Raw genomic sequence first — 18,882 nt, 5'->3', positions numbered from 1 at the left:
CGGCTGACGTGCGCCTTCCCCGACAGCCGCTAGCGTTCCCCGCCCGGCACCCACAGCACGTCGCCGGTCTCCTTGTTGGCGGTCCGCGCCAGAATGAACAGCAGATCCGAGAGACGGTTGAGGTAAGTCGCGGTGAGCGGGTTCATGACGTCTCCGTGGGCCTCCAGTGCCGCCCAGGTCGAGCGTTCGGCGCGGCGGACCACCGTGCAGGCCTGGTGGAGCAGGGCCGCGCCCGGGGTGCCGCCGGGGAGGATGAAGGACCGCAGCTTCTCCAGGCGCTCGTTGAAGCGGTCGCAGTCCGCCTCCAGCCTGTCGATGTAGAACTGCTCGACCCGAAGCGGCGGGAACTCCGGGTTCTCCACCACCGGCGTCGACAGGTCCGCCCCCACGTCGAACAGGTCGTTCTGCACCCGGGTGAGGACCTCGACGACCTCCTCGTCCAGCCCGCCCAGCGCGATCGCTGTGCCGATCACCGCGTTCGCCTCATTGGCGTCGGCGTACGCCGAGATCCGCAGGTCGGTCTTGGCGACCCGGCTCATGTCGCCGAGGGCGGTGGTTCCCTTGTCGCCGGTCCTGGTGTAGATGCGCGTCAGATTGACCATGCGTCCAGCGTAGTGACGGCCACTGGCCCACGACCAGCAGGGCCGTCCTGTTTGCCCTGCTTGTCCGTGCGCTCGCTGCCCGGGTGGCGGCTGCTGTATAACCGGCCACGATCGAGCCCCCCGTCACCGCCGAAGGGTTGTTTCGTGCTGTCCGGAATGTGTAATCGTCCGCGTGGGCGCCGTGCTGTCGTCGCCCTGTCCGTCGTGGTCGCCGTGGCCGTGGCCGGGTGTTCTTCGAACGAGGGCAAGCGGAAGCCGACGGGGCGGCACCGCTCTGTGAAGAGCACTCCAAGCGCCGAGAACAAGCGTGCGCCCGAGCCGAAGACCGCCGCCCAGTTCGTCGCCCGGGCCCAGCACGGCATGCGCGGTGAGAAAGGGTGGACGTTCGCCGTCAGCGGCAGCGAGTCCGTCGCCATGCGCGGGCAGGCGCCCAGTTCCGCCACGTACGCCGCGACCGTGCACCGCACCACCGCCCCCGAGGCGCTCCAGCAGACCGGCACGATCACCACGAGCAAGGGGGAGCGCAAGCCCGAGTTGGTGTACGTCGTCGGTGGCACCGGTTATGTCAAGGAGGGCGCCGATGCTTGGAAGAAGGGGCCGCTGACCGATACCGGTATCGCCGACGACGTCGAGGATCCCCTCGCCGAGTTGCACGACTTCGCGGCGTACGCCAAGAGCGCGAAGGTGAGTCGTGCGGGGGCGGGAGACGGTCGTGTGCGGCTTCAAGTCACCGCCTCAGGCTGGCAGTTGTCCGCCGCCCGCACGCGTCCTGCGCTGAAGCGAGCCGTCCGGGAGGCCGAGCCCACGCTGGCCCAGCTGCGCAGGGCCGGCGTGACGGCGACCGACGGACAGATCACGTTGCGGAGCTTCACCGAGACCTGGGACCTGGACGCGGTCCACGGGTACCGAGTCGCGGCGCACCGGTACGCGTTCACCTTCCTCGTCCCGTTCCAGGGCGGAGACATCACGATGAGCCAGGAGGTACGGGCCGACAACCGCGGCGTGTTCACCGGGAGCGTGGAGCTGCCCGACGGCGCGCAATAGCGTCCGTCGCCCTCACAGACGTACGACAAGGCAAAAGGTTGTACAGCCCTTGTGATTCCGATGTGTGAGATTTGGCTCGCTCGTTACCCGTGTTACCGCTGGTGCGCGGCCCGCTGGGACTGAGGGGGTTCCGACGGGGGGTCCCCGGCGTCGAGAGACAGGGGTGGGGTCCCATGGCCGAGGTGGAGCAACGCGTGCCGCGCGCACGGGAGATGCGGTCGTACGTCGCCGCCTTCGTCGCCCGAGTCACCGCCCGCAACCGGCTGCCCCTCGACTACTCCGTGGCCAGTCTGCGCGTCGTGGACTTCCTGGTCGACGGGTTACGCAAGGGCGGGACCGGGCGGCAAGGGGCGCACAAGGCGCTGTTCGGACTCGGCACGTACGTCGGTGAGGTCCTTGTCCGTCGCGCGGGCGCCGTGTGGGTGGACTTCGACGAGGACCAGCGCGCCTACTTCGGACAGCCGGTCGGGGTGCGCATGCCGGACGGGCGGGTCTGGAACCCGCTCGGCAAGGTGGCCAACCGGTTCGAGCTGGGCGGCCCGCAGGAGTCGTTGCTCACCTTCTACCTGATGCTGCCCGGGAGGACCCGGACCCTGTCCGACGGCGGCTGACGGGCGGCCGGAAGGACGGCGCCAACCGGCCCGCCGCCGCAAGGAGTCGGGGGCGTGACAGGTGTCTCACCCCGTGAGACGTGACACGCGTTACTAACCCCTCACACAGCCGCTCACGAGCGCTAGTGTCCGCGAGTGACATACAAGAACAGCGTGTGAGCGTTTCAAAGGGGAGTCGCACAGTGGCACGGAAGCTCGCCGTCATCGGGGCCGGTCTCATGGGTTCCGGCATCGCCCAGGTCTCCGCGCAGGCGGGCTGGGACGTGGTCCTGCGCGACGTCACCGACGAGGCGCTCAGGCGTGGCACCGACGGCATCAAGGCGTCGTACGACAAGTTCGTGAGCAAGGGCAAGCTGGAGGCGCACGACGCCGACGCCGCCCTCGGTCGCATCACCGCCACCACCGACCTGGACGCGGCCGCGGACGCCGATGTCGTCGTCGAGGCCGTGTTCGAGAAGCTCGAGGTCAAGCACGAGATCTTCCGTGCGCTCGACAAGATCGTGCGCCCTCAGACCGTGCTCGCCTCCAACACCTCCGCCATTCCGATCACCAAGATCGCGGCGGCCACGGAACACCCGGAGCGGGTCGTGGGCGTGCACTTCTTCTCGCCGGTGCCGATGATGCAGCTCGTCGAACTCGTCCGCGGCTACAAGACCAGCGACGAAACCCTCGCCACCGCGCGGGAGTTCGCCGAGTCGGTCGGCAAGACGTGCATCGTCGTCAACCGCGATGTCGCCGGCTTCGTCACCACCCGGCTCATCTCGGCGCTCGTCGTCGAGGCGACCAAGCTGTACGAGTCCGGTGTCGCCACCGCCGAGGACATCGACCTCGCCTGCAAGCTGGGCTTCGGCCACGCCATGGGCCCGCTCGCCACCGCGGACCTCACCGGCGTCGACATCCTGCTGCACGCCACCAGCAACATCTACACCGAGTCGCAGGACGAGAAGTTCGCGCCGCCGGAGCTGATGCGCCGGATGGTTGACGCCGGTGACATCGGACGCAAGAGCGGGCAGGGCTTCTACGCGTACTGATCTTCAGGTATGTACACGTACTGATCTTCAGTCACGTCAAGCCTCCGACGCCGCACAGGCCCCGTGAGTGTCACTCCAGGGGGTGAATTCGGTATCGGTTCGCTTACAGACGGCAACCTCTTGGTGCTTCACGCAGTCAGAGGTGGCATCAACGGACATCACGGAGTACGGATCCGGACGCACGGGGAGCGTATATGTACATCAGGGGCGACCACGCCGAGCTGGTCGTCGGGGGCCGCCTCGACGTCCGCAGCGCGGCGGACGCCCGTACGGTCCTGCACTCGGCCGTCGACGGCGGAGTCGGCGACCTGGTGCTCGATCTGTCCGCACTCGACTCCTGGGACGCCACCGGGCTCGGGGTGATCATGGGCGCCCACCGGCGGGCCGGACGCTGCGGCCGCCGGCTGGTGCTGCGCGGCGTGCCGCTGCAGATGCAGCGCCTGCTCGTGGCCACCCGGCTGCACCGGATCCTGGCGATCGAAGGGGGCATCGGGGTGGAGTCGCTGCCCCGGGTGTGACACCGCGATCGGGTGTGAACCGGGCGACGGGGGAGAGTCGGGCGCACGAGGTCCAACCGCACGTCACGCCCAATCATCACGAGACTGTGACGTCTCGGGCGGGGCGGTACCCCGGCCTGTCGTAGATACTGTGCGAAGGTTTAGGGTTCGGTCGCCCGCTGCCTTGCGACCCTCGAGCGGGACCGGACCAGAAGCGACAGCGCGGTGTGCAACAGGCCGGGAGGGGCCGGTATCCGGGCACACTTGACGCTTTTGGGGGGCTTGAAACCTATGGATCCTATCGACCGGGGACCCGAGGACTACGGCCAGGACGGTGACGGCGGTACGCCGCGTCAGCGCCCGCCGCGGGAATCCCTCACCTCCGACTTCGGCCAGAGCACGCCCGCACTCGCCCGCACGGTGCAGCTCGTCTCCGGCGACTTCCTGCTGACCGTCAATCCCGTCGACGGCAGCGAGATAGAGTCCTGCCCGCCCGGCGAGCGGCCCGGCAGGCCGCGGAAGTTGGGCGCCGCCGAGCGCGTCGAGGCCGAACGTGCGGCCCGGCCGCCCGTACCGCCCGGTCCCGCGCAGCCCGCACTGCCGCTCCTGGAACGCCAGGAGGAACGCGAGCGCTTGGTGCGCCTGCTCGCCCGCGGCCGTTCCGTACGGCTCACCGGCCCGTCCGGGTCGGGCCGCACCGCCCTCCTCGACCTCGTCGCCGACGACTGCTCCGATCTCGCCCCCGACGGCGTGGTCCGCCTCACCGGCTTCCACCGCACGGCGAGCGACGTTCTGTACGACCTCTTCTACGCCGTCTACGACGCGCCCCTGCACCGGCCCGAAAGGGACGAACTGCTCGGCCTGGTCCGGGAGATCGGCGCGGTCGTCGTCCTCGACGACATCGAGTTCGGCAGCGCCCCCCTCGACGAGCTGATCGACGCCACGCCCGAGTGCGCCTTTCTGATCAGCGCCACCCCGGACGTGCAGGCGCCGTCCGCCGACTCGGCCGTCGAGGAGGTCTTCCTGGGCGGCCTGGAGCGCGCCGCGGGCATCGACCTGCTCGAGCGCGCCGCCGGCCGTGCCCTCGCCGAGGACGAGTCCAACTGGGCCGGCGACCTTTGGTTCGAGTCCGAGGGCCTGCCCCTCAGGTTCGTCCAGGCCGGGGCCCTGCTGCGGCAGCGCGACCAACTGCGGGCCAACCGGGGCGCAGTGGACGAGTACGGCGTCTTCGAGGACGAGCTCCCGGTCGACGCGCCCTTCGGTGCGGACGCCGTCGACGGCGAGGACATACCCCTGCCGTCCCTGGGCGAGGCCGCCGCGCCCGCGCCGCTGCTCGCCGCCCGGCTGAGCACCTCCGCGCGGGCCACCCTGCGGTTCGCCGTCGCCCTCGGCGGCGAGGTGCCGCACCAGGCGCACCTGCCCGCCCTCGTCGGTGACACCCACGCGGACGCCGCCCTCGGTGAACTGGCCGCCTGCGGACTCGTCTCGCCGGTCGGCTCCCGCTACCGCCTCGCCGCCGGTGTGCTCGCGCAGCTGGAGGCCGCCGGATACGCCGACGACATCGCCGACCGCGCCCGCACCGCCGCCCAGCACTACACCTGGTGGGCCGGACACCCCTCCGTCACGCCCGAGCGGGTCGGCGCCGAGGCCGACGCCGTGCTCGCCGCGCTCGGCGTCCTGGTGCCGGGCACCACGCCGCCCGCCGACGACGAGGAGAGCGCCACCGTACGGCTGGCCCGTACCGCTGCGCCCGCCTTCGTCTCGGGGCTGCACTGGAGCGCCTGGGAGCGGGCGCTGCGCTACGGCGCCGAGGCCGCCCGGCTGGCCGGGGACGTGGCCGAACAGGCCTATTTCCATCATGAGTTGGGCATCCTCGCGCTCTGCGGCGGACAGCTCGACCGGGCCCGCGCCGAACTGGAGGCCTCCATCGGCCTGCGCGGCGCCCTCGCCGACAAGCGCGGCACGGTCGCGGGCCGCCGCGCCCTCGCGCTGGTCGGCGACCTCGCGGGCGACACGCCCGGCCTCGGGGCCACCACGGGCGAGGAGGTGCCCGACGCCCGCCACGACGAGTCGGCCTCGCCGCCCGGCGGCATCCCGGCGGCCTTCCCGCCCGTACGACAGCCTTTCGACACCCTGGTGACCCGCCGGGCCGCGGCCCCCGAGCCGAAGCCTCAGGGGCCTCAGGGCGGCGGCATCCGGCGCCTCGCCCGGCGCAACCTCGTGGCGGCCGGCTCCGGTGCGCTGCTCGTGGCCGTGCTCGGCACGGTGGTCACGCTCGGCATGACGTCCCACGAGAACGCGGACACCCCGTCGGACAACGTGAACACCAACCCGTCCGCCAGCCAGGGCGTCGACGACGGCAGCCTGGGGGCGGACACGCCGAAGAAGGACGACAAGGGCGACACCGGTACGGCTACCAGCCGGCCGACGGACCCGGGTCCCGACGGCACGCTCGGCACCTCGGACGACCCGACGCCGCCGGCGACCGGGAACGAGCCGTCGGACGAGCCGAGCGGGACGAAGGGGTCGGGCGGGGGCCCGTCGAGCAAGCCGACGCAGTCGACGACCCCCAAGCCGACGCCGAAGCCGACGAAGTCGTCGCCCAAGCCGACGCCGACACCGACCCCCACACCGACGCCGACCCCCACACCGACGCCGACCCCGAGTGAAACCCCGTCCACCTCCACCTCGGCCAGCGGCCCGGCCGCCAGCGCCTCGGCGAGCGCCCCGGAAGCCAGTGACGCGGGTGCGCCGAGCGGCGACGTGATCTGAAGCGGGGCGCCGGTGCCGGACCGGCCTGAGGCGGGTTCGGCACCGCCGACCACCGCCGTACGGGCTGAGCGCCGTCGCGGCGGGATAGGGGGACAGCGGGACAGAGTCCCGCCGAAACCCGTCAGAACAAGCGGAGCTTGTCGTCCTCGATGCCTCGCATCGCCTCGTAGTCCAGGACCTGGCAGCCGATGCCTCGGTCCGTCGCGAGGACTCGGGCCTGGGGCTTGATCTCCTGGGCCGCGAAGATGCCGCGGACGGGGGCGAGATGAGGGTCGCGGTTCAACAGCTCGAGGTAGCGCGTGAGTTGCTCCACGCCGTCGATCTCGCCGCGTCGCTTGATCTCGACCGCCACCGTCTGGCCGTCCGCGTCCCGGCACAGGATGTCGACCGGGCCGATGGCCGTCATGTACTCGCGGCGGATCAGGGTGTAGCCGTCGCCGAGCGTCTCGATGCGGTCGGCGAGCAGTTCCTGGAGGTGTGCTTCCACGCCGTCCTTGATCAGGCCTGGGTCCACGCCGAGTTCATGCGAGGAGTCGTGGAGGATCTCCTCCATCGTGATGATCAGCTTCTCGCCCGCTTTGTTGACGACGGTCCAGACGCCCTCCTCCTCGCCGGACCCCTCCTTCAGCGTGCAGGGCGGCGACATCCAGTTGAGGGGCTTGTAGGCCCGGTCGTCCGCGTGGATCGAGACGCTGCCGTCCGCCTTGACCAGGATCAGACGGGGGGCCGAGGGGAGGTGGGCGGTGAGCCGGCCGGCGTAGTCGACGGAGCACCGGGCAATGACGAGACGCATGGTCGGCAACGCTACTCGACGCGCCGCGCCAGACGCGATTCGCGTCCTGTATCGCCTGGAAACTCTTGTTCATCCCTGGCCGATTGTGTGCCTAATGGGACCGGTGCATATACGCAATCTGCTGGTGTGGTCACGGTCCGTTGCCTACCGTAGTAAACGGGAGGTCGTGACATGTGTACTCAGCGTGTTCGGTACCGCGAACTCCCTTACCTGTCCGCCAACCCCTGCTGTTCGGGGGTGCGAGAGGAGAACCCATGTCGCTCGACGTCTCACCGGCCCTACTCGAACAGGCCGAGCGAGGCGAGGTCGACGAAGCTGCCTTCGTCGACTGCGTCCGGACCTCCCTGCCCTACGCATGGGAGATGATCAGCTCCCTGGTGGCCCAGCTGAAGGTGGACGGCGGCCAGTTCGCCGACAACCAGACGCCTCCGCCGGACGAGCAGGCACGGGGCCAGTTGCTGCGCGCGCTCGCCAGTGACGCGATACGCGGTGCGCTGCAGCGGCACTTCGGTGTGCGACTGGCCTTCCAGAACTGCCATCGGGTGGCGGTTTTCCCGCTGGACGCCTCGGTCGACGAGACGCTGGCCCGCTTCACCTCGGTGCGCAGTCAGCTGCTGAACCAGTCGCCCGAGCTCAGGGACTGCTGACGCAGTGAGCCGCTTGCTTGCCGCTCCACACGCGGGAGGTGCAATCAGTTCTGGGGCGGCAAGCTCCCCGAGCGGTACGGGAGTTGCCCGGCATCACCGGAGATGGGGGAGTACCTCGGCGCCCAGCCGCCGTACGTTCTCCTCCGTCGCCGCCAGGTCTCCCGAGCCCTCGACGAGCAGCGCGAAGCGCGAGATGCCGGTCCGCTCCGAGGTGGCCGCAAGACGGTCGGCGCACAGCCGGGGCGTGCCCACCGGGTGCAGTCCGCAGAGCAGTTCGGTGTACGCGAGCGGGTCGCGCATCGCGCGCGGGCGGTCGTCCACCGTCACATGGGCATCCAGGCCGTGCTTGAGCCAGCCCGGCAACGCCTTCGTCAGGGTCTCCACCGCCTCGGTGCGCCGGTCCGCGATCTGGCAGACGCCCGCCGAGACATGGGCCGCCCCGAGGATTTCGTCGGCAGGCCGCCCGGCCGCGTGCGCGTGCTGCCGCCACAGGGCGATCATTTCGGCTTTCTCCTCGTCCCCGACGTGCATCCCGAGCAGCATCGGCAGCCCGCGTTCGGCGGCCAGCCGCACGCTCGCCGGAGAGGTGCAGGCCACGACGACCTCGGGACCCGGCGCCTCCGTGAGCGCCTCCGACGGGCGGGGTACGACGGTGACTTCACGGAACGAGAACCGCTCGCCCGACGCCGACACCGCCGGTTCGCGCAGCCAGCGCAGCAGCAGATCGAGTGATTCCGGGAACCCTCGTTCGTACGCGCCCAGGCCCGCGCCGAACACTTCCAGGTCCACCCACGGACCGCCGCGCCCCACGCCCAGCGTGAAGCGCCCGCCGCTCGTCACGTGCAGCAGCGCCGCCTGTTCGCCGAGGGCGACCGGATGGACGGTGGGCAGCACGCTGACCGCCGTGCCGACCCGGATGCGCCGGGTACGGCCGAGCAGCAGCGCGGCCAGCGTGACCGCGGACGGGCATGTGCCGTACGGTACGAAGTGGTGCTCGGCCAGCCAGACCGTGTCGAGCCCCGCTTCCTCGGCCACCTCCGCCGAGCGGACCGCCCGGTGCAGCGCCTCCCCCTGGCCCTGGCCCGGGAACTGGGCCGCCAACACAAAACTTCCCACGTACATTGCTTTTCCTGCTTCCTTGGCTCCGACCCGGAGCTCCCCCACAGGGCATAACCGTCTGACACGTGCCGAGGACACGGCCTGGCGGAGGGATTTGCGGATTGTCTGCAGAATGGGTCGCCCTGGAGCGGGACTTGTGTGGGCTGGTGCCCTACGCGTACCCGCTTGCGTGCCGCGTAGGCTGGATGCAGCCCGTGCATCCTGTATAGCCCCGTGAGGTGTCCTGTGTCCCCGCGTCGCAACCGACCCAAGGGCCAAATTGGTGCGGCCGCGTCCGGCCGGAGCGCCGAGGACGACCGCGCCGGCCGCTACGGCGGCTGGCAGTCGACGGAGAGCTGGCAGGGCGAGCAGTGGAGCGTGCGCCATGTCGCCGGGGCGAGCGCGGACGGCAAGACGTACCGCTGCCCCGGATGCGACCAGATGATCCCCTCGGGCGTCCCGCACGTGGTGGCCTGGCCCGAACACTCCGGCGTCGACGAACGCCGGCACTGGCACAAGGCGTGCTGGAACGCGAAGGACCGCCGCACCACGCGGGTGCAGCGGCCCCGTAACGCGCCGAAGTTCTAGTGCGTCACACGTCCCGCTTCTCCAGCAGGACATAGGCCCCGGCGAAGGCAGCGGCCGTCACGCCCAGGATGATCCACAGCGGTTCCCAGCCGGACGGGCCCGACTCGGTGAGGGAGTTGGAGTAGAAGACGCTCAACTGGTTCGGGATCGAGTACTCGAACAGCGACTGGCGCACCTTCTCCAGCGACGACGAGAACATGAACAGCGCGATCACCAGCGGGGCGAGCACGGCGCCGATCATGATGGTGATGGCGCCCGCCGAGTGCCGGATGATCGAGCCGATGGCGAGCGAGAGCAGTCCCAGCAGGGCGATGTAGAGGCTGACGCCCACGGTGCCCTTGAACCACTCGGCGCCGGTCGGGTTGCGCAGGCCGGTGCCGTCCAGCATGGCCGCCTGGGCCATGGCGACGAAGGAGACCGCAGCCAGCGTCACCACGAAGGCGACCAGGAAGAACACGATCGCCTTGGCCGCGAGCACGCGCCCCCGGGAAGGGCAGGCGGTCATCGTCGTACGGATCATGCCGGTGCTGTACTCGGAGGCGGTGGTCAGCACGCCGAGCGTGATGATGCAGATGCTGCCGAGCAGGAGCCCGAAGAAGCCGAGGGCCAGCGGGTTCTCGTCGCCGGACAGGTCGGAGGAGTTGCCGACCACAGCGCCGGTGAGCAGGCCGATGCCTACGACGAGCAGCACGAACACACCGAGCGTCCACATCGTCGAACGCACCGACCTGATCTTCGTCCACTCGGACGTGATCGCATTCCCGAGGTGCGTGCGCACGACCGGGATCGGCGAGGTGTATCCGGGGTACGTCCCGCCGGGCACCGCCTGCCATTCGGACGCGGCGGGGGCTGCCTGCGGCATCGGTTGCTGGTGGGTGCTCATCGTGCGTCCTTGGGCTGGGTCGGGTGGGCGTCGGCGGAGGGCTGAGCGGGCGCCTCGGCGCCTGCGGCGGGCTGGGCCGGGGCCACCGGCGGGGCCGGGTCCTGCGGAGCCTGTGCGGCGAGCTGGACGGTCGCCTGCGGCTGCGCACCGTCGGCCGCCTGAGCAGGAGGCGCGGCGGGCTGGGCCGGAGCCGTCTGCGGGGCCGGCTGGGCGTACGGGTTGGGCCCGCCCGCGCCGGGGGCGCCAGGAGTCGGCGCGCCGTACGGGTTGGGGGCGCCCGCCGGGGTGCCGTACGCCCCCTGCGGTGCGCCCTGGCCGCCGTACGGACCCGTGGGGACGCCGCCCTGCGGCATCGTGAACGGCCGGCCGCCCTGCTGCGGCGGCGGTGGGGCGTACCAGCCCGGCTGGCCCTGGCCGGGGACCGGCATGGGCGGCTGGGCGCCCGGGGGCAGCGGCTGCTGGAGGCCCGCCTTCTGGTCGATGGTCGAGCGGTAGTCGACGGCGCCCTGCGTCATCCGCATGTACGCCTCCTCCAGCGAGGCCTGGTGCGGCGACAGCTCCCACAGCCGTACGTCGGCCTCGTGCGCCAGGTCGCTGATGCGGGGGAGCGGGAGCCCGGTGACGCGCAGCGCGCCGTCCTGCTCCGGCAGCACGTGCCCGCCTGCCTCGGTGAGCGCGGACGTCAGCTTCTCGCGCAGCTGCGGCTCGGTGTCGGGGGTGCGGGCCCGCGCGAAGTCCGCCGAGTTCGCGGAGATGAAGTCCTTGATGTTCATGTCGGCGAGCAGTTGTCCGCGCCCGATCACGATGAGGTGGTCCGCGGTCACGGCCATCTCGCTCATCAGGTGCGAGGACACGAAGACCGTACGGCCCTCCGCCGCGAGCGCCTTCATCAGGTTCCGCACCCAGAGGATGCCCTCGGGGTCGAGGCCGTTGACCGGCTCGTCGAACAGCAGCACCTGCGGGTCGCCGAGCAGCGCCGCCGCGATGCCGAGCCGCTGCCCCATGCCGAGAGAGAAGCCCTTGGACCGCCTCCTGGCCACTTCCTGAAGGCCCACGACCCCGAGCACCTCGTCCACGCGCCGTGCCGGGATGCCCGACAGCTGGGCCAGGGAGAGCAGGTGGTTGCGTGCGGCCCTTCCGCCGTGCACGGCCTTGGCGTCGAGCAGCGCGCCCACCTGACGCGCGGCGTTCGGCAGCTTGCGGTACGGGAAGCCGCCGATCGTCACGGAGCCCGCGGTGGGATTGTCCAGGCCCAGAATCATCCGCATGGTCGTCGACTTGCCCGAGCCGTTGGGCCCGAGGAAGCCGGTGACGGCTCCGGGCCGCACCTGGAAGGAAAGGTTGTAGACGGCGGTCTTGTCGCCGTAGCGCTTGGTCAGGCCGACAGCCTCGATCATGCTCCGCACCCATCGAAAGGTTCAGGACAGCGGGGCACACGCCCCCGTAAGGGTTAGGAGGATATCCGGGCGCTGACGGTTCCGCCCAAAAGAAAGCAAAGGGCAGTGCTCGCTACGCGTCACGCTTCTTCAGCATGACGTAACCACCGGCGATCGCCGCGATCACCCACAGCGCCATGATGCCCAGGCCGCCCCAGGGGCCGTACGGGGTGTCGTCGTCGAGCCGGGGGACCACCTGCATGATGCGGCTGCCGGCCTGGTCGGGCAGATACCGGCCGATCTTCTTCGTCGCGTCCACGTTGCCGAGGATGTTGGAGATCAGGAAGAAGAACGGCATCAGGATGCCGAGCGACAGCATCGGCGAGCGCAGCATCGCCGCGACGCCCATGGAGAACGCCGCGATGAGGGCCATGTACAGCCCGCCGCCGATCACCGCCCGCAGCACACCCTCGTCGCCGAGCTGCGCCCGGTGGGAGCCGAGCATCGCCTGCCCGAGGAAGAACGCGGCGAAGCTGGTGGCCATGCCGACGACCAGGGCGAGACCGGTGGCCACCGCGATCTTGCTGAACAGGAAGGTGCCCCGGCGCGGCACGGCGGCCAGCGAGGTGCGGATCATGCCGGTGCTGTATTCGTTCGAGACGACCAGCACCCCGAACACGATCATCGCGAGCTGACCGAGACTCATCCCCGCGAAGCTGACGAACGTGGGATCGAAGGTGAGCCGCTCGCGTTCCGGCATCTTGTCGAACTGGCTCTTCGACAGCGCCGAGATCAGCATCCCGAGCGCGATGGTGACGACCACGGCGAGGGACAGCGTCCATACCGTCGACGCGACGGAGCGGATCTTCGTCCACTCGGACCGGATGACCTGGGCGGCCGCCATGGCTCAGGCTCCCTTCCAGTCGGCACCCCAGGCCTGCTGGACCAGGGTGGTGTCGGAGTGCGCGTGGTACTCCACGGACTCCGCCGTCAGCTGCATGAACGCCTCCTCGAGGGAGGCCTGCTGGGGACTGAGCTCGTGCAGCACGATCCCGTACTGCGCGGCCAGCTCACCGATCCGCTCGGCCTTGCCGCCCTCCACCTCCAGCGCCCCGCCGCCGGCCTCGACGACGGTGATGCCGTTCTGGTGCAGGACGTCGAGCAGCCGCTCGCGCTGGGGGGAGCGGATACGGACGTACGCCCGCGAGTTCTGCCGGATGAACTCGGCCATGGAGGTGTCGGCGAGCAGCCGCCCCTGACCGATGACGACGATGTGATCGGCGGTCAGCGCCATCTCGCTCATCAGGTGCGAGGACACGAAGACGGTGCGGCCCTGCGCCGCCAGCGATTTCATCAGGTTGCGGATCCAGTGGATGCCCTCGGGGTCGAGCCCGTTGACCGGCTCGTCGAACATCAGGATCCGCGGATCGCCGAGCAGCGCGCCCGCGATCCCGAGCCGCTGCCCCATCCCCAGCGAGAACCCCTTGGCCTTCTTCCGCGCCACGGGTGTCAGCCCCACGGTGTCCAGCACCTCGTGCACCCGGCTCGTGGGGATCCCGTTGCTCTGCGCCAGACACAGCAGATGGTTGAAGGCGCTCCGCCCGCCGTGCGTGGCCTTCGCGTCGAGCAACGCCCCGATGTACGTCAGCGGGTCCGCCAGCTGGTCGTAGTGCTTGCCGTCGATACGGACGTCGCCGGCGGTGGGATGGTCGAGGCCGAGGATCATCCGCATGGTCGTGGACTTGCCGGCCCCGTTGGGCCCGAGAAAGCCCGTGACGATGCCCGGCCGCACGGTGAAGGTGAGATCGTTGACCGCGACCTTGTCGCCGTACCGTTTGGTCAGCCCCGACAGCTCGATCATGCGGACACCCTAAGAGCGCGGGAAGCCCCCTGCCACCTCAGTGGCAGGGGGCTTCCCGATGTTCAACCGGCGGACGCCGGGCGTTACCGGGACTGCTGAGCCGGGACACCTCGGGAGATCGGCTCGTCCTCGGCCGGGGAACCGGCGGCGGCCACCGCGGCGCCCGTGAGCGTGGCGAGCATCTCGCGCACGTTCGTCAGCTGGGCGTTGATGCTGTCGCGGCGGTTGGTGAGGGCGGCCAGCTCGCGCTCGGATTCCGAACGGATCCGGTCGGCCTTGGCGTTGGCGTCGGCCACGATGTCCTCGGCCTGACGCTGGGCCGTCTCCACCGTCTGGCGGGCACGGCGCTCGGCGTCGGTGCGCAGCTTCTCGGCCTCCAGGCGCAGCTGCTCGGCGCGGTGCTCGATCTCCGCCAGGCGCTTCTCGGCCTTCTGCTGACGCGAGGCGAGGTCGCGCTCGGACTGCTCGCGGCGCTTGGCCAGGTTGGTCTCGAAGTCCGCGGCGGCCTGCGCGGCCTTGGCGCGGGTCTCCTCGAAGAGGGCGTCGGCCTCCTCGCGCTTGGACTGCGCGTCCTTCTGCGCGTCGGAGCGCAGCTGGGAGGCTTCGCCCTGGGCCTTCTCGACGATCCGGACGCCCTCGTCCTCCGCCTTGGCCTTGCGGTCCGCGGCGAACGACTCGGCGTCGTTGCGGACCTGCTGGGCCGCCGACTCGGCGAGCTCGCGGTGCTGCTCCGCCGCGCGTCGGGCCTCCTCACGCAGGTCCTTGGCCTCTTCTTCGGCGAGGCGGAGGATCTTCTCGACACGCGCGCCGAGGCCGGCGTACGACGGCTCGGCGTCGGTCACCTGGGCCTGGGCGTTCTGCGTCTCGAGGTGGAGTTCCTCGATGCGCTTTTCCAGGGCGGTGATGCGGGCGAGAGCGCTGTCACGGTCGGAGACGAGCTTGGAGATCCGTTCGTCCACCTGAGCGCGGTCGTACCCACGCCGCACTAGCTCGAAGCCGTAGGGGGAAGTGTCGCTCATGGGGTTCCTGTCAAATGAGACCGGTGAGGTGATAGGTGGAATCCTAGGGGCCGAAGCGGTGTGTCATCGAGCGGATACGTGTTTGATCTGGAGAATGACACCCCTTTTGGGTGGCGAACCGTCAGGCGGCTTGCCAAAATCTTGGGCAAATGCCCCAGAAGACACCTCAACCGGTCCTGTGCGCTAGCTGTCCGACGACTTGCCACCCGATCGGGGGGCGCCCACGGTGGCACCGGCCTTGACCCCGCCGTCCTTGCCGGTTGACGGGGCCTCGAAGGATTCCAACGCCTCCAGGACATCCTGGACACGGGAGATCTCGGCGTTGATGTCCTCGCGGCGGCGCATCAGGATCTCCAGCTCGCGCTTGCCCTCGTCGACGGTGCGCCGCGCCTCGTGGATCGCCTCGGCCTTGAGCTCCTCGGCCTCCCGGACGAGCGCCGACTTCTTCTGCTCGGCCTCCTTGAGCAGTCCCTCGGCCTTCTTGACCGCGGCGATGCGCACCTTGCCGGCCTCGGAATTGGCCTCCGACATGATGTCCTTGGCCTTCGCCTGCGCCTTGGCCAGCTGCTCCTCGGCGGCCTTGATAAGTGCGTCACACCGGTCGCCGGTCGACTTCATAGTCTCGGCGGACTCACGGCGGGCCCGCTCGTGCAGCTCCTCGATCTCGTTCGTGATGCGCTCGCGCAGCTCCTCCGCGCGCTCGCGGATCTGGGTGGCGTCCCGGCGGGCGCCGACCAGCAGCTCGTCCGCGTCCGTACGGGCCTTCTCGACCCGCGAGTTGCCCTCGACCGTCGCCTCGGACACCAGCCGCTCGGCCTCGGTGCGGGCCGCGCCGACCATCGTGTCGGCCTGCGACTCGGCGTCCGCGGTCGTCTTGTGCGCCTGCTGCTGGGCCTCGGTGAGCAACTTGTCGGCCTCGGCCGTCGTCTCGTTGATCAGCGTGTCGACCTGCTCGGCCGCCTCGGAGCGCCGCTTGTTGGCCTCCTTGCGGGCCTCGTCCAGCGTCCGCTCGGCCTCGTGGCGCGAGCTGGACAGCAGCCGGTCGGCCGCCGCCTCCGCGTCGGCGCCGAGCCGCTCGGACTCGCCGCGGATCCGCTCGGCGCGCTGCTGGGCGGAGCCGACGGTCTCGGCCGCCTCGGCGCGCAGCCGCTCCGCGTCGCCGCTCGCGTCCGAGATCAGCTTCTCGGCCTTGGCGATGGCCTCGGCCCGCACCCGGTCGGCCTCCGCGATCGTCTCCGACTGGAGGCGCTCGGCCTCGTTGCGTGCCTCGGTGATGAGCGTGTCCGCCTGGGTCGCCGCGTCCGACCGGATGCGGTTGGCGTCCTCACGGGCCTCGGCACGCGTGCGTGTGGCGTCCTGGTCGGCCTGCGTGATGGTGTCGGAGGCCTCGGTGCGCACCCGCTGGGCGTGCGCGGCCGCCTCCGAACGCAGCCGCTCGGACTCGGCGATCGCCTCCGACATCGTCCGTTCGGCCAGCGCCCTGGCCGCCTCGGACTCCTCCTGCGCCTCGCGCCGGACCCGGCCGGCGTCCTCGCTGGCCCGCTCCCGCTCCGCGTAGGCGTCGGCGCGGACCCGGTCCGCCTCCTCCTCGGCCTCCCGGCGCGTACGGTCCGCGGCGTGCTCGGCGGCGGAGCGCAGGCCGGTGATCTCCTCCTGCGCCTGCTCGTGCAGCCCGACGACGGAGTCCCGTACCTGCTGGGCGTGCTGTTCGGCCGCCGACACCATCTCGGTGGCGCGCCGGTCGGCCTCCTCGACCAGCCGGACCGCCTCGGTCTGCGCCTCCTCCACCCGGTTGCGGGCGGAGGCCAGCAGCTCCTCGCTCTGCTCGCGGGCCCGCTCGCGCTCCTGGTCCGCCTCCTGGCGGGCGGAGCCGAGCAGTTCCTCGGCCTCGCGGCGGCGCCGTACGGCCTCCTCCTGGGCGGCGGCCAGCGTCTCGGCCGCCTCGGTGGCGAGCCGCTCGGCGGCGGCCTGTGCCTCGGCCCGCACCCGGTCGGCGGTGTCCTGCGCCTCCGACTTCAGCCGCTCGGCCTCGGCCGCGGCCTGGGACCGCAGGCGTACGGCGACGGCCTCACCCTCGGCGCGGGACGCCGACGCGTCGGCCGCGGCCTCGTTGCGCAGCCGGTCGGCCTCCGCCTCCGTCTGCTGCTGGAGCGTACGGATCCGTTCGGCGGACTCGGCGCGCAGGCGCTCGGTCTCCTCGGCGGCCTCCCGGCGGATCCGGGCGGCCTCCTCCCGGGCGTCCGACAGTGACTGCTCGGCCGCGGTCAGCCGCTCCTCGGCCTCGGTGTGCAGCCGGGTCAGCTCGCCGGCGGCCTCCGCGCGCCGGGCCTCGACGGCCCGCTCGGTCTCCTCGCGCAGCTCGTTCGCGGCCCGCTCGGCGTCCGCCTTCAGCCCCTCGGACTGCTCCACGATCTCCGCGCGGTGCCGCTCGGCCTCCGCACGCGTGCGCTCCAGGGTCTCCTCGGCCTGCCGGCGCAGCGTCGTCGCGCGCTCGATGGCCTCCGTACGGACCTTCTCGCTGTCCGTCGCGGCGCTCTGGCGCAGCTCGTCCGCGTCCGCCTTGGCCTTGGCCAGCAGCTCCTCGGCGGACTTGGCCGCCTCCTCGATCTGCTGGACGGCCTCGCGCCGGGCCTCGGCGCGGATGCTCTCGCCCTCGCCGACCGCGTCGGCGCGCAGCTGCTCTGCCTCGCCGCGCAGCCGGCGGGCCTCCTCCTGCAGCTCGACCGTCTTGGCGCGGTACTCCTTGGTGTCGTCCTTCGCCGTGCCCTTGAGCTGCTCGGCGATGTCGTGCGCCTCGGCGCGCAGCCGGTCCGCCTCGGACTCGGCCTCCGTACGGATCCGCTCGGCCTCCTCGGCGGCGGCCTTGGTGGTCTGCTTGGCCTCCTCGGACGCCTTGTTGAGGACGTCCTCGGCGGTCTTCGCGGCCTTCGCCAGCTGGGAGGCGGACTCCTCGGCGGTGAGGCTGCGGGCCTTCTCGCCGGCCTCCGCGAGCACCTTCTCGGCCTCGGCACGCGCGTCCGCGACGATCTGTTCGGCCTCGGCCTTGGTGGCCTCCGCCTCCTTGGTCGCCTCGCTGACCAGCCGGGCGACCTGCTCCCTCGCCGTACGCGTGCGCTGCTCGTTGGCCGTCTCGGCGCCGGAGAGTGTCTTGGTGGCGGAGTCCTTGGCCTCGGTGAGCAGCTTCTCGGCCTCGCTGCGGGCCTCGCGCAGCGCCGTCTCGGCCTCCGCCATGCGCTGTTCGGCGGCCCGGCTCAGCTCCGTCGCCTGGCGGCGGGCCGTGTCCGACTCGTTCACCGTGGAGCTGCGCAGCTGCTCGGCGTGGTCGGTGGCCTCCTGGGCCTGGGTGGACGCGGCGTTCAGCAGGCGCTCGGCGTCGGTGCGGGCGCGGCGCAGGATCTGCTCGGCCTCCGCGCGGGCGGACTCGGCCTCGCTCTGCAGCCGCTGCCGGGCCTCGCCGGTCAGCCGCTCGGCCTCGGCGCGGGCGGCGGCCATGGACTGCTCGGACTCGGCGCGGGACTCGTCCAGCAGGCGGCGGGCCTGTGACTCGGAGCGGGCGCGCAGTTGCTCGGCCCACGCCACGTTCTCGTTGACGTGGGACTCGACGGTCTGCCGGCGCTCGGCGAGCTCCTGGTCCAGCTGCTGGCGGCGGGTGACCGCCTCCTGGTGCAGCTCGGACTGGAGCCGGGCGGCCTGCTCGGCGTGCTCCTGGAGGATGCGCTGGGTCTGCGCGCGGACCTGACTCAGCTCACGCTCGGCGTCCTGACGCAGCTGGTCGGCCTGCATCTGGGCGTTCCGCAGCAGCTGCTCGGCCTGATAGCCGATGTCGCCGCCCTCGTACGCCGGCCGGGACATGATGGTGCGGCGCGCCTCGTGCAGCTTGGCGCGCAGCACCTCGACCTGGTAACCGAGGTCCTCGGCGTGCTGGATCGCCTTTTCCCGCTCGGTCTTCAGCCGCTTCATCTCGGCCTCGAACCGAGAGAGGTGGTCGACGTCAGCCGCCGGCTCTACCTGGCTCTCGTAGCCCCGCACTGCGCGGTCCCATCCGTCCCCTGGTCGCAAG

16 protein-coding genes are annotated in these 18,882 nt (G+C 71.2%); 7 read left to right on the top strand and 9 right to left on the bottom strand.

Annotated elements, in window-relative coordinates:
• Nucleotides 1-29 precede the first annotated feature (29 nt).
• Entirely contained in the window at nucleotides 30-602 is a 573-nt protein-coding gene (locus tag ACFYXB_RS15810; protein WP_389582183.1) for a cob(I)yrinic acid a,c-diamide adenosyltransferase, read from the bottom strand.
• 156 nt (nucleotides 603-758) lie between these two features.
• On the opposite strand from ACFYXB_RS15810, the gene ACFYXB_RS15805 reads away from it, so the two are divergent.
• The 5 genes from ACFYXB_RS15805 to ACFYXB_RS15785 all read left to right on the top strand — a co-directional run bounded on the left by ACFYXB_RS15805 (nucleotide 759) and on the right by ACFYXB_RS15785 (nucleotide 6,557).
• A complete protein-coding gene (locus ACFYXB_RS15805) occupies nucleotides 759-1,646 on the top strand; it encodes a hypothetical protein (RefSeq protein WP_389582181.1) in 888 nt (295 codons plus the stop codon).
• 173 nt (nucleotides 1,647-1,819) lie between these two features.
• Nucleotides 1,820-2,257 carry a hypothetical protein gene (locus ACFYXB_RS15800; protein WP_389582179.1) on the top strand — a complete coding sequence of 146 codons (438 nt, stop codon included), beginning with the start codon at nucleotides 1,820-1,822 and terminating at the stop codon, nucleotides 2,255-2,257.
• A gap of 182 nt (nucleotides 2,258-2,439) precedes the next feature.
• Nucleotides 2,440-3,288: a 3-hydroxyacyl-CoA dehydrogenase family protein gene (locus ACFYXB_RS15795; RefSeq protein ID WP_351350227.1), complete on the top strand. Its 849-nt coding sequence runs from the start codon at nucleotides 2,440-2,442 to the stop codon at nucleotides 3,286-3,288.
• 194 nt (nucleotides 3,289-3,482) lie between these two features.
• Complete coding sequence (locus ACFYXB_RS15790) at nucleotides 3,483-3,806, top strand: STAS domain-containing protein (protein ID WP_389582176.1); 324 nt, start codon at nucleotides 3,483-3,485, stop codon at nucleotides 3,804-3,806.
• A gap of 270 nt (nucleotides 3,807-4,076) precedes the next feature.
• Nucleotides 4,077-6,557, top strand: coding sequence for an ATP-binding protein (locus ACFYXB_RS15785; RefSeq protein WP_389582174.1), 2,481 nt, complete (start codon nucleotides 4,077-4,079; stop codon nucleotides 6,555-6,557).
• A 121-nt stretch (nucleotides 6,558-6,678) separates the two neighbouring features.
• On the opposite strand, the gene nucS is transcribed toward ACFYXB_RS15785, so the two are convergent.
• Entirely contained in the window at nucleotides 6,679-7,350 is a 672-nt protein-coding gene (nucS, locus tag ACFYXB_RS15780) for an endonuclease NucS (RefSeq protein WP_351350221.1), read from the bottom strand.
• Nucleotides 7,351-7,604: 254 nt separating this feature from the next.
• On the opposite strand from nucS, the gene ACFYXB_RS15775 reads away from it, so the two are divergent.
• Entirely contained in the window at nucleotides 7,605-7,997 is a 393-nt protein-coding gene (locus ACFYXB_RS15775) for an SCO5389 family protein (RefSeq protein ID WP_351350219.1), read from the top strand.
• A 93-nt stretch (nucleotides 7,998-8,090) separates the two neighbouring features.
• On the opposite strand, the gene ACFYXB_RS15770 is transcribed toward ACFYXB_RS15775, so the two are convergent.
• The gene (locus ACFYXB_RS15770) at nucleotides 8,091-9,119 is read right to left on the bottom strand and encodes an LLM class flavin-dependent oxidoreductase (RefSeq protein WP_389582170.1); all 1,029 of its coding nucleotides are present in this window, start codon (nucleotides 9,117-9,119) and stop codon (nucleotides 8,091-8,093) included.
• Nucleotides 9,120-9,341: 222 nt separating this feature from the next.
• Between ACFYXB_RS15770 and ACFYXB_RS15765 the strand changes: the two genes are divergently transcribed.
• Complete coding sequence (locus ACFYXB_RS15765; RefSeq protein ID WP_351350215.1) at nucleotides 9,342-9,683, top strand: ATP/GTP-binding protein; 342 nt, start codon at nucleotides 9,342-9,344, stop codon at nucleotides 9,681-9,683.
• Between the two features lie 4 nt (nucleotides 9,684-9,687).
• Here ACFYXB_RS15765 and ACFYXB_RS15760 read toward each other — a convergent pair whose 3' ends face one another.
• The 6 genes from ACFYXB_RS15760 to scy form a co-directional block, all read right to left on the bottom strand.
• Nucleotides 9,688-10,566, bottom strand: a complete 879-nt coding sequence (locus tag ACFYXB_RS15760; protein ID WP_351350213.1) for an ABC transporter permease subunit — start codon at nucleotides 10,564-10,566, stop codon at nucleotides 9,688-9,690.
• A complete protein-coding gene (locus ACFYXB_RS15755) occupies nucleotides 10,563-11,963 on the bottom strand; it encodes an ATP-binding cassette domain-containing protein (RefSeq protein ID WP_389582167.1) in 1,401 nt (466 codons plus the stop codon). The genes ACFYXB_RS15760 and ACFYXB_RS15755 overlap by 4 nt, the downstream gene beginning before the upstream one ends.
• Nucleotides 11,964-12,075: 112 nt before the next feature.
• Nucleotides 12,076-12,846, bottom strand: coding sequence for an ABC transporter permease (locus ACFYXB_RS15750; RefSeq protein WP_351350209.1), 771 nt, complete (start codon nucleotides 12,844-12,846; stop codon nucleotides 12,076-12,078).
• Between the two features lie 3 nt (nucleotides 12,847-12,849).
• Nucleotides 12,850-13,803 carry an ABC transporter ATP-binding protein gene (locus ACFYXB_RS15745; protein WP_389582164.1) on the bottom strand — a complete coding sequence of 318 codons (954 nt, stop codon included), beginning with the start codon at nucleotides 13,801-13,803 and terminating at the stop codon, nucleotides 12,850-12,852.
• A gap of 83 nt (nucleotides 13,804-13,886) precedes the next feature.
• Entirely contained in the window at nucleotides 13,887-14,822 is a 936-nt protein-coding gene (locus tag ACFYXB_RS15740; protein WP_351350206.1) for a cellulose-binding protein, read from the bottom strand.
• Nucleotides 14,823-15,005: 183 nt separating this feature from the next.
• The gene (gene scy, locus ACFYXB_RS15735; protein ID WP_389582161.1) at nucleotides 15,006-18,851 is read right to left on the bottom strand and encodes a polarized growth protein Scy; all 3,846 of its coding nucleotides are present in this window, start codon (nucleotides 18,849-18,851) and stop codon (nucleotides 15,006-15,008) included.
• Between the last annotated feature and the right edge of the window lie 31 nt (nucleotides 18,852-18,882).

The organism is Streptomyces sp. NPDC002619 (genome assembly GCF_042889305.1).
Taxonomy (GTDB): Bacteria; Actinomycetota; Actinomycetes; order Streptomycetales; family Streptomycetaceae; genus Streptomyces.
Note: the sequence above shows the minus strand (reverse complement) of the source record. Positions and strands in the feature narration are given on the sequence as shown.

Coding starts and splice junctions, on each gene's coding strand:
- ACFYXB_RS15810 (WP_389582183.1), bottom strand. CDS start 602: ATGGTCAATCTGACGCGCATCTACACCAGGACCGGCGACAAGGGAACC.
- ACFYXB_RS15805 (WP_389582181.1), top strand. CDS start 759: ATGTGTAATCGTCCGCGTGGGCGCCGTGCTGTCGTCGCCCTGTCCGTC.
- ACFYXB_RS15800 (WP_389582179.1), top strand. CDS start 1,820: ATGGCCGAGGTGGAGCAACGCGTGCCGCGCGCACGGGAGATGCGGTCG.
- ACFYXB_RS15790 (WP_389582176.1), top strand. CDS start 3,483: ATGTACATCAGGGGCGACCACGCCGAGCTGGTCGTCGGGGGCCGCCTC.
- ACFYXB_RS15785 (WP_389582174.1), top strand. CDS start 4,077: ATGGATCCTATCGACCGGGGACCCGAGGACTACGGCCAGGACGGTGAC.
- nucS (WP_351350221.1), bottom strand. CDS start 7,350: ATGCGTCTCGTCATTGCCCGGTGCTCCGTCGACTACGCCGGCCGGCTC.
- ACFYXB_RS15775 (WP_351350219.1), top strand. CDS start 7,605: ATGTCGCTCGACGTCTCACCGGCCCTACTCGAACAGGCCGAGCGAGGC.
- ACFYXB_RS15770 (WP_389582170.1), bottom strand. CDS start 9,119: ATGTACGTGGGAAGTTTTGTGTTGGCGGCCCAGTTCCCGGGCCAGGGC.
- ACFYXB_RS15760 (WP_351350213.1), bottom strand. CDS start 10,566: ATGAGCACCCACCAGCAACCGATGCCGCAGGCAGCCCCCGCCGCGTCC.
- ACFYXB_RS15755 (WP_389582167.1), bottom strand. CDS start 11,963: ATGATCGAGGCTGTCGGCCTGACCAAGCGCTACGGCGACAAGACCGCC.
- ACFYXB_RS15750 (WP_351350209.1), bottom strand. CDS start 12,846: ATGGCGGCCGCCCAGGTCATCCGGTCCGAGTGGACGAAGATCCGCTCC.
- ACFYXB_RS15745 (WP_389582164.1), bottom strand. CDS start 13,803: ATGATCGAGCTGTCGGGGCTGACCAAACGGTACGGCGACAAGGTCGCG.
- ACFYXB_RS15740 (WP_351350206.1), bottom strand. CDS start 14,822: ATGAGCGACACTTCCCCCTACGGCTTCGAGCTAGTGCGGCGTGGGTAC.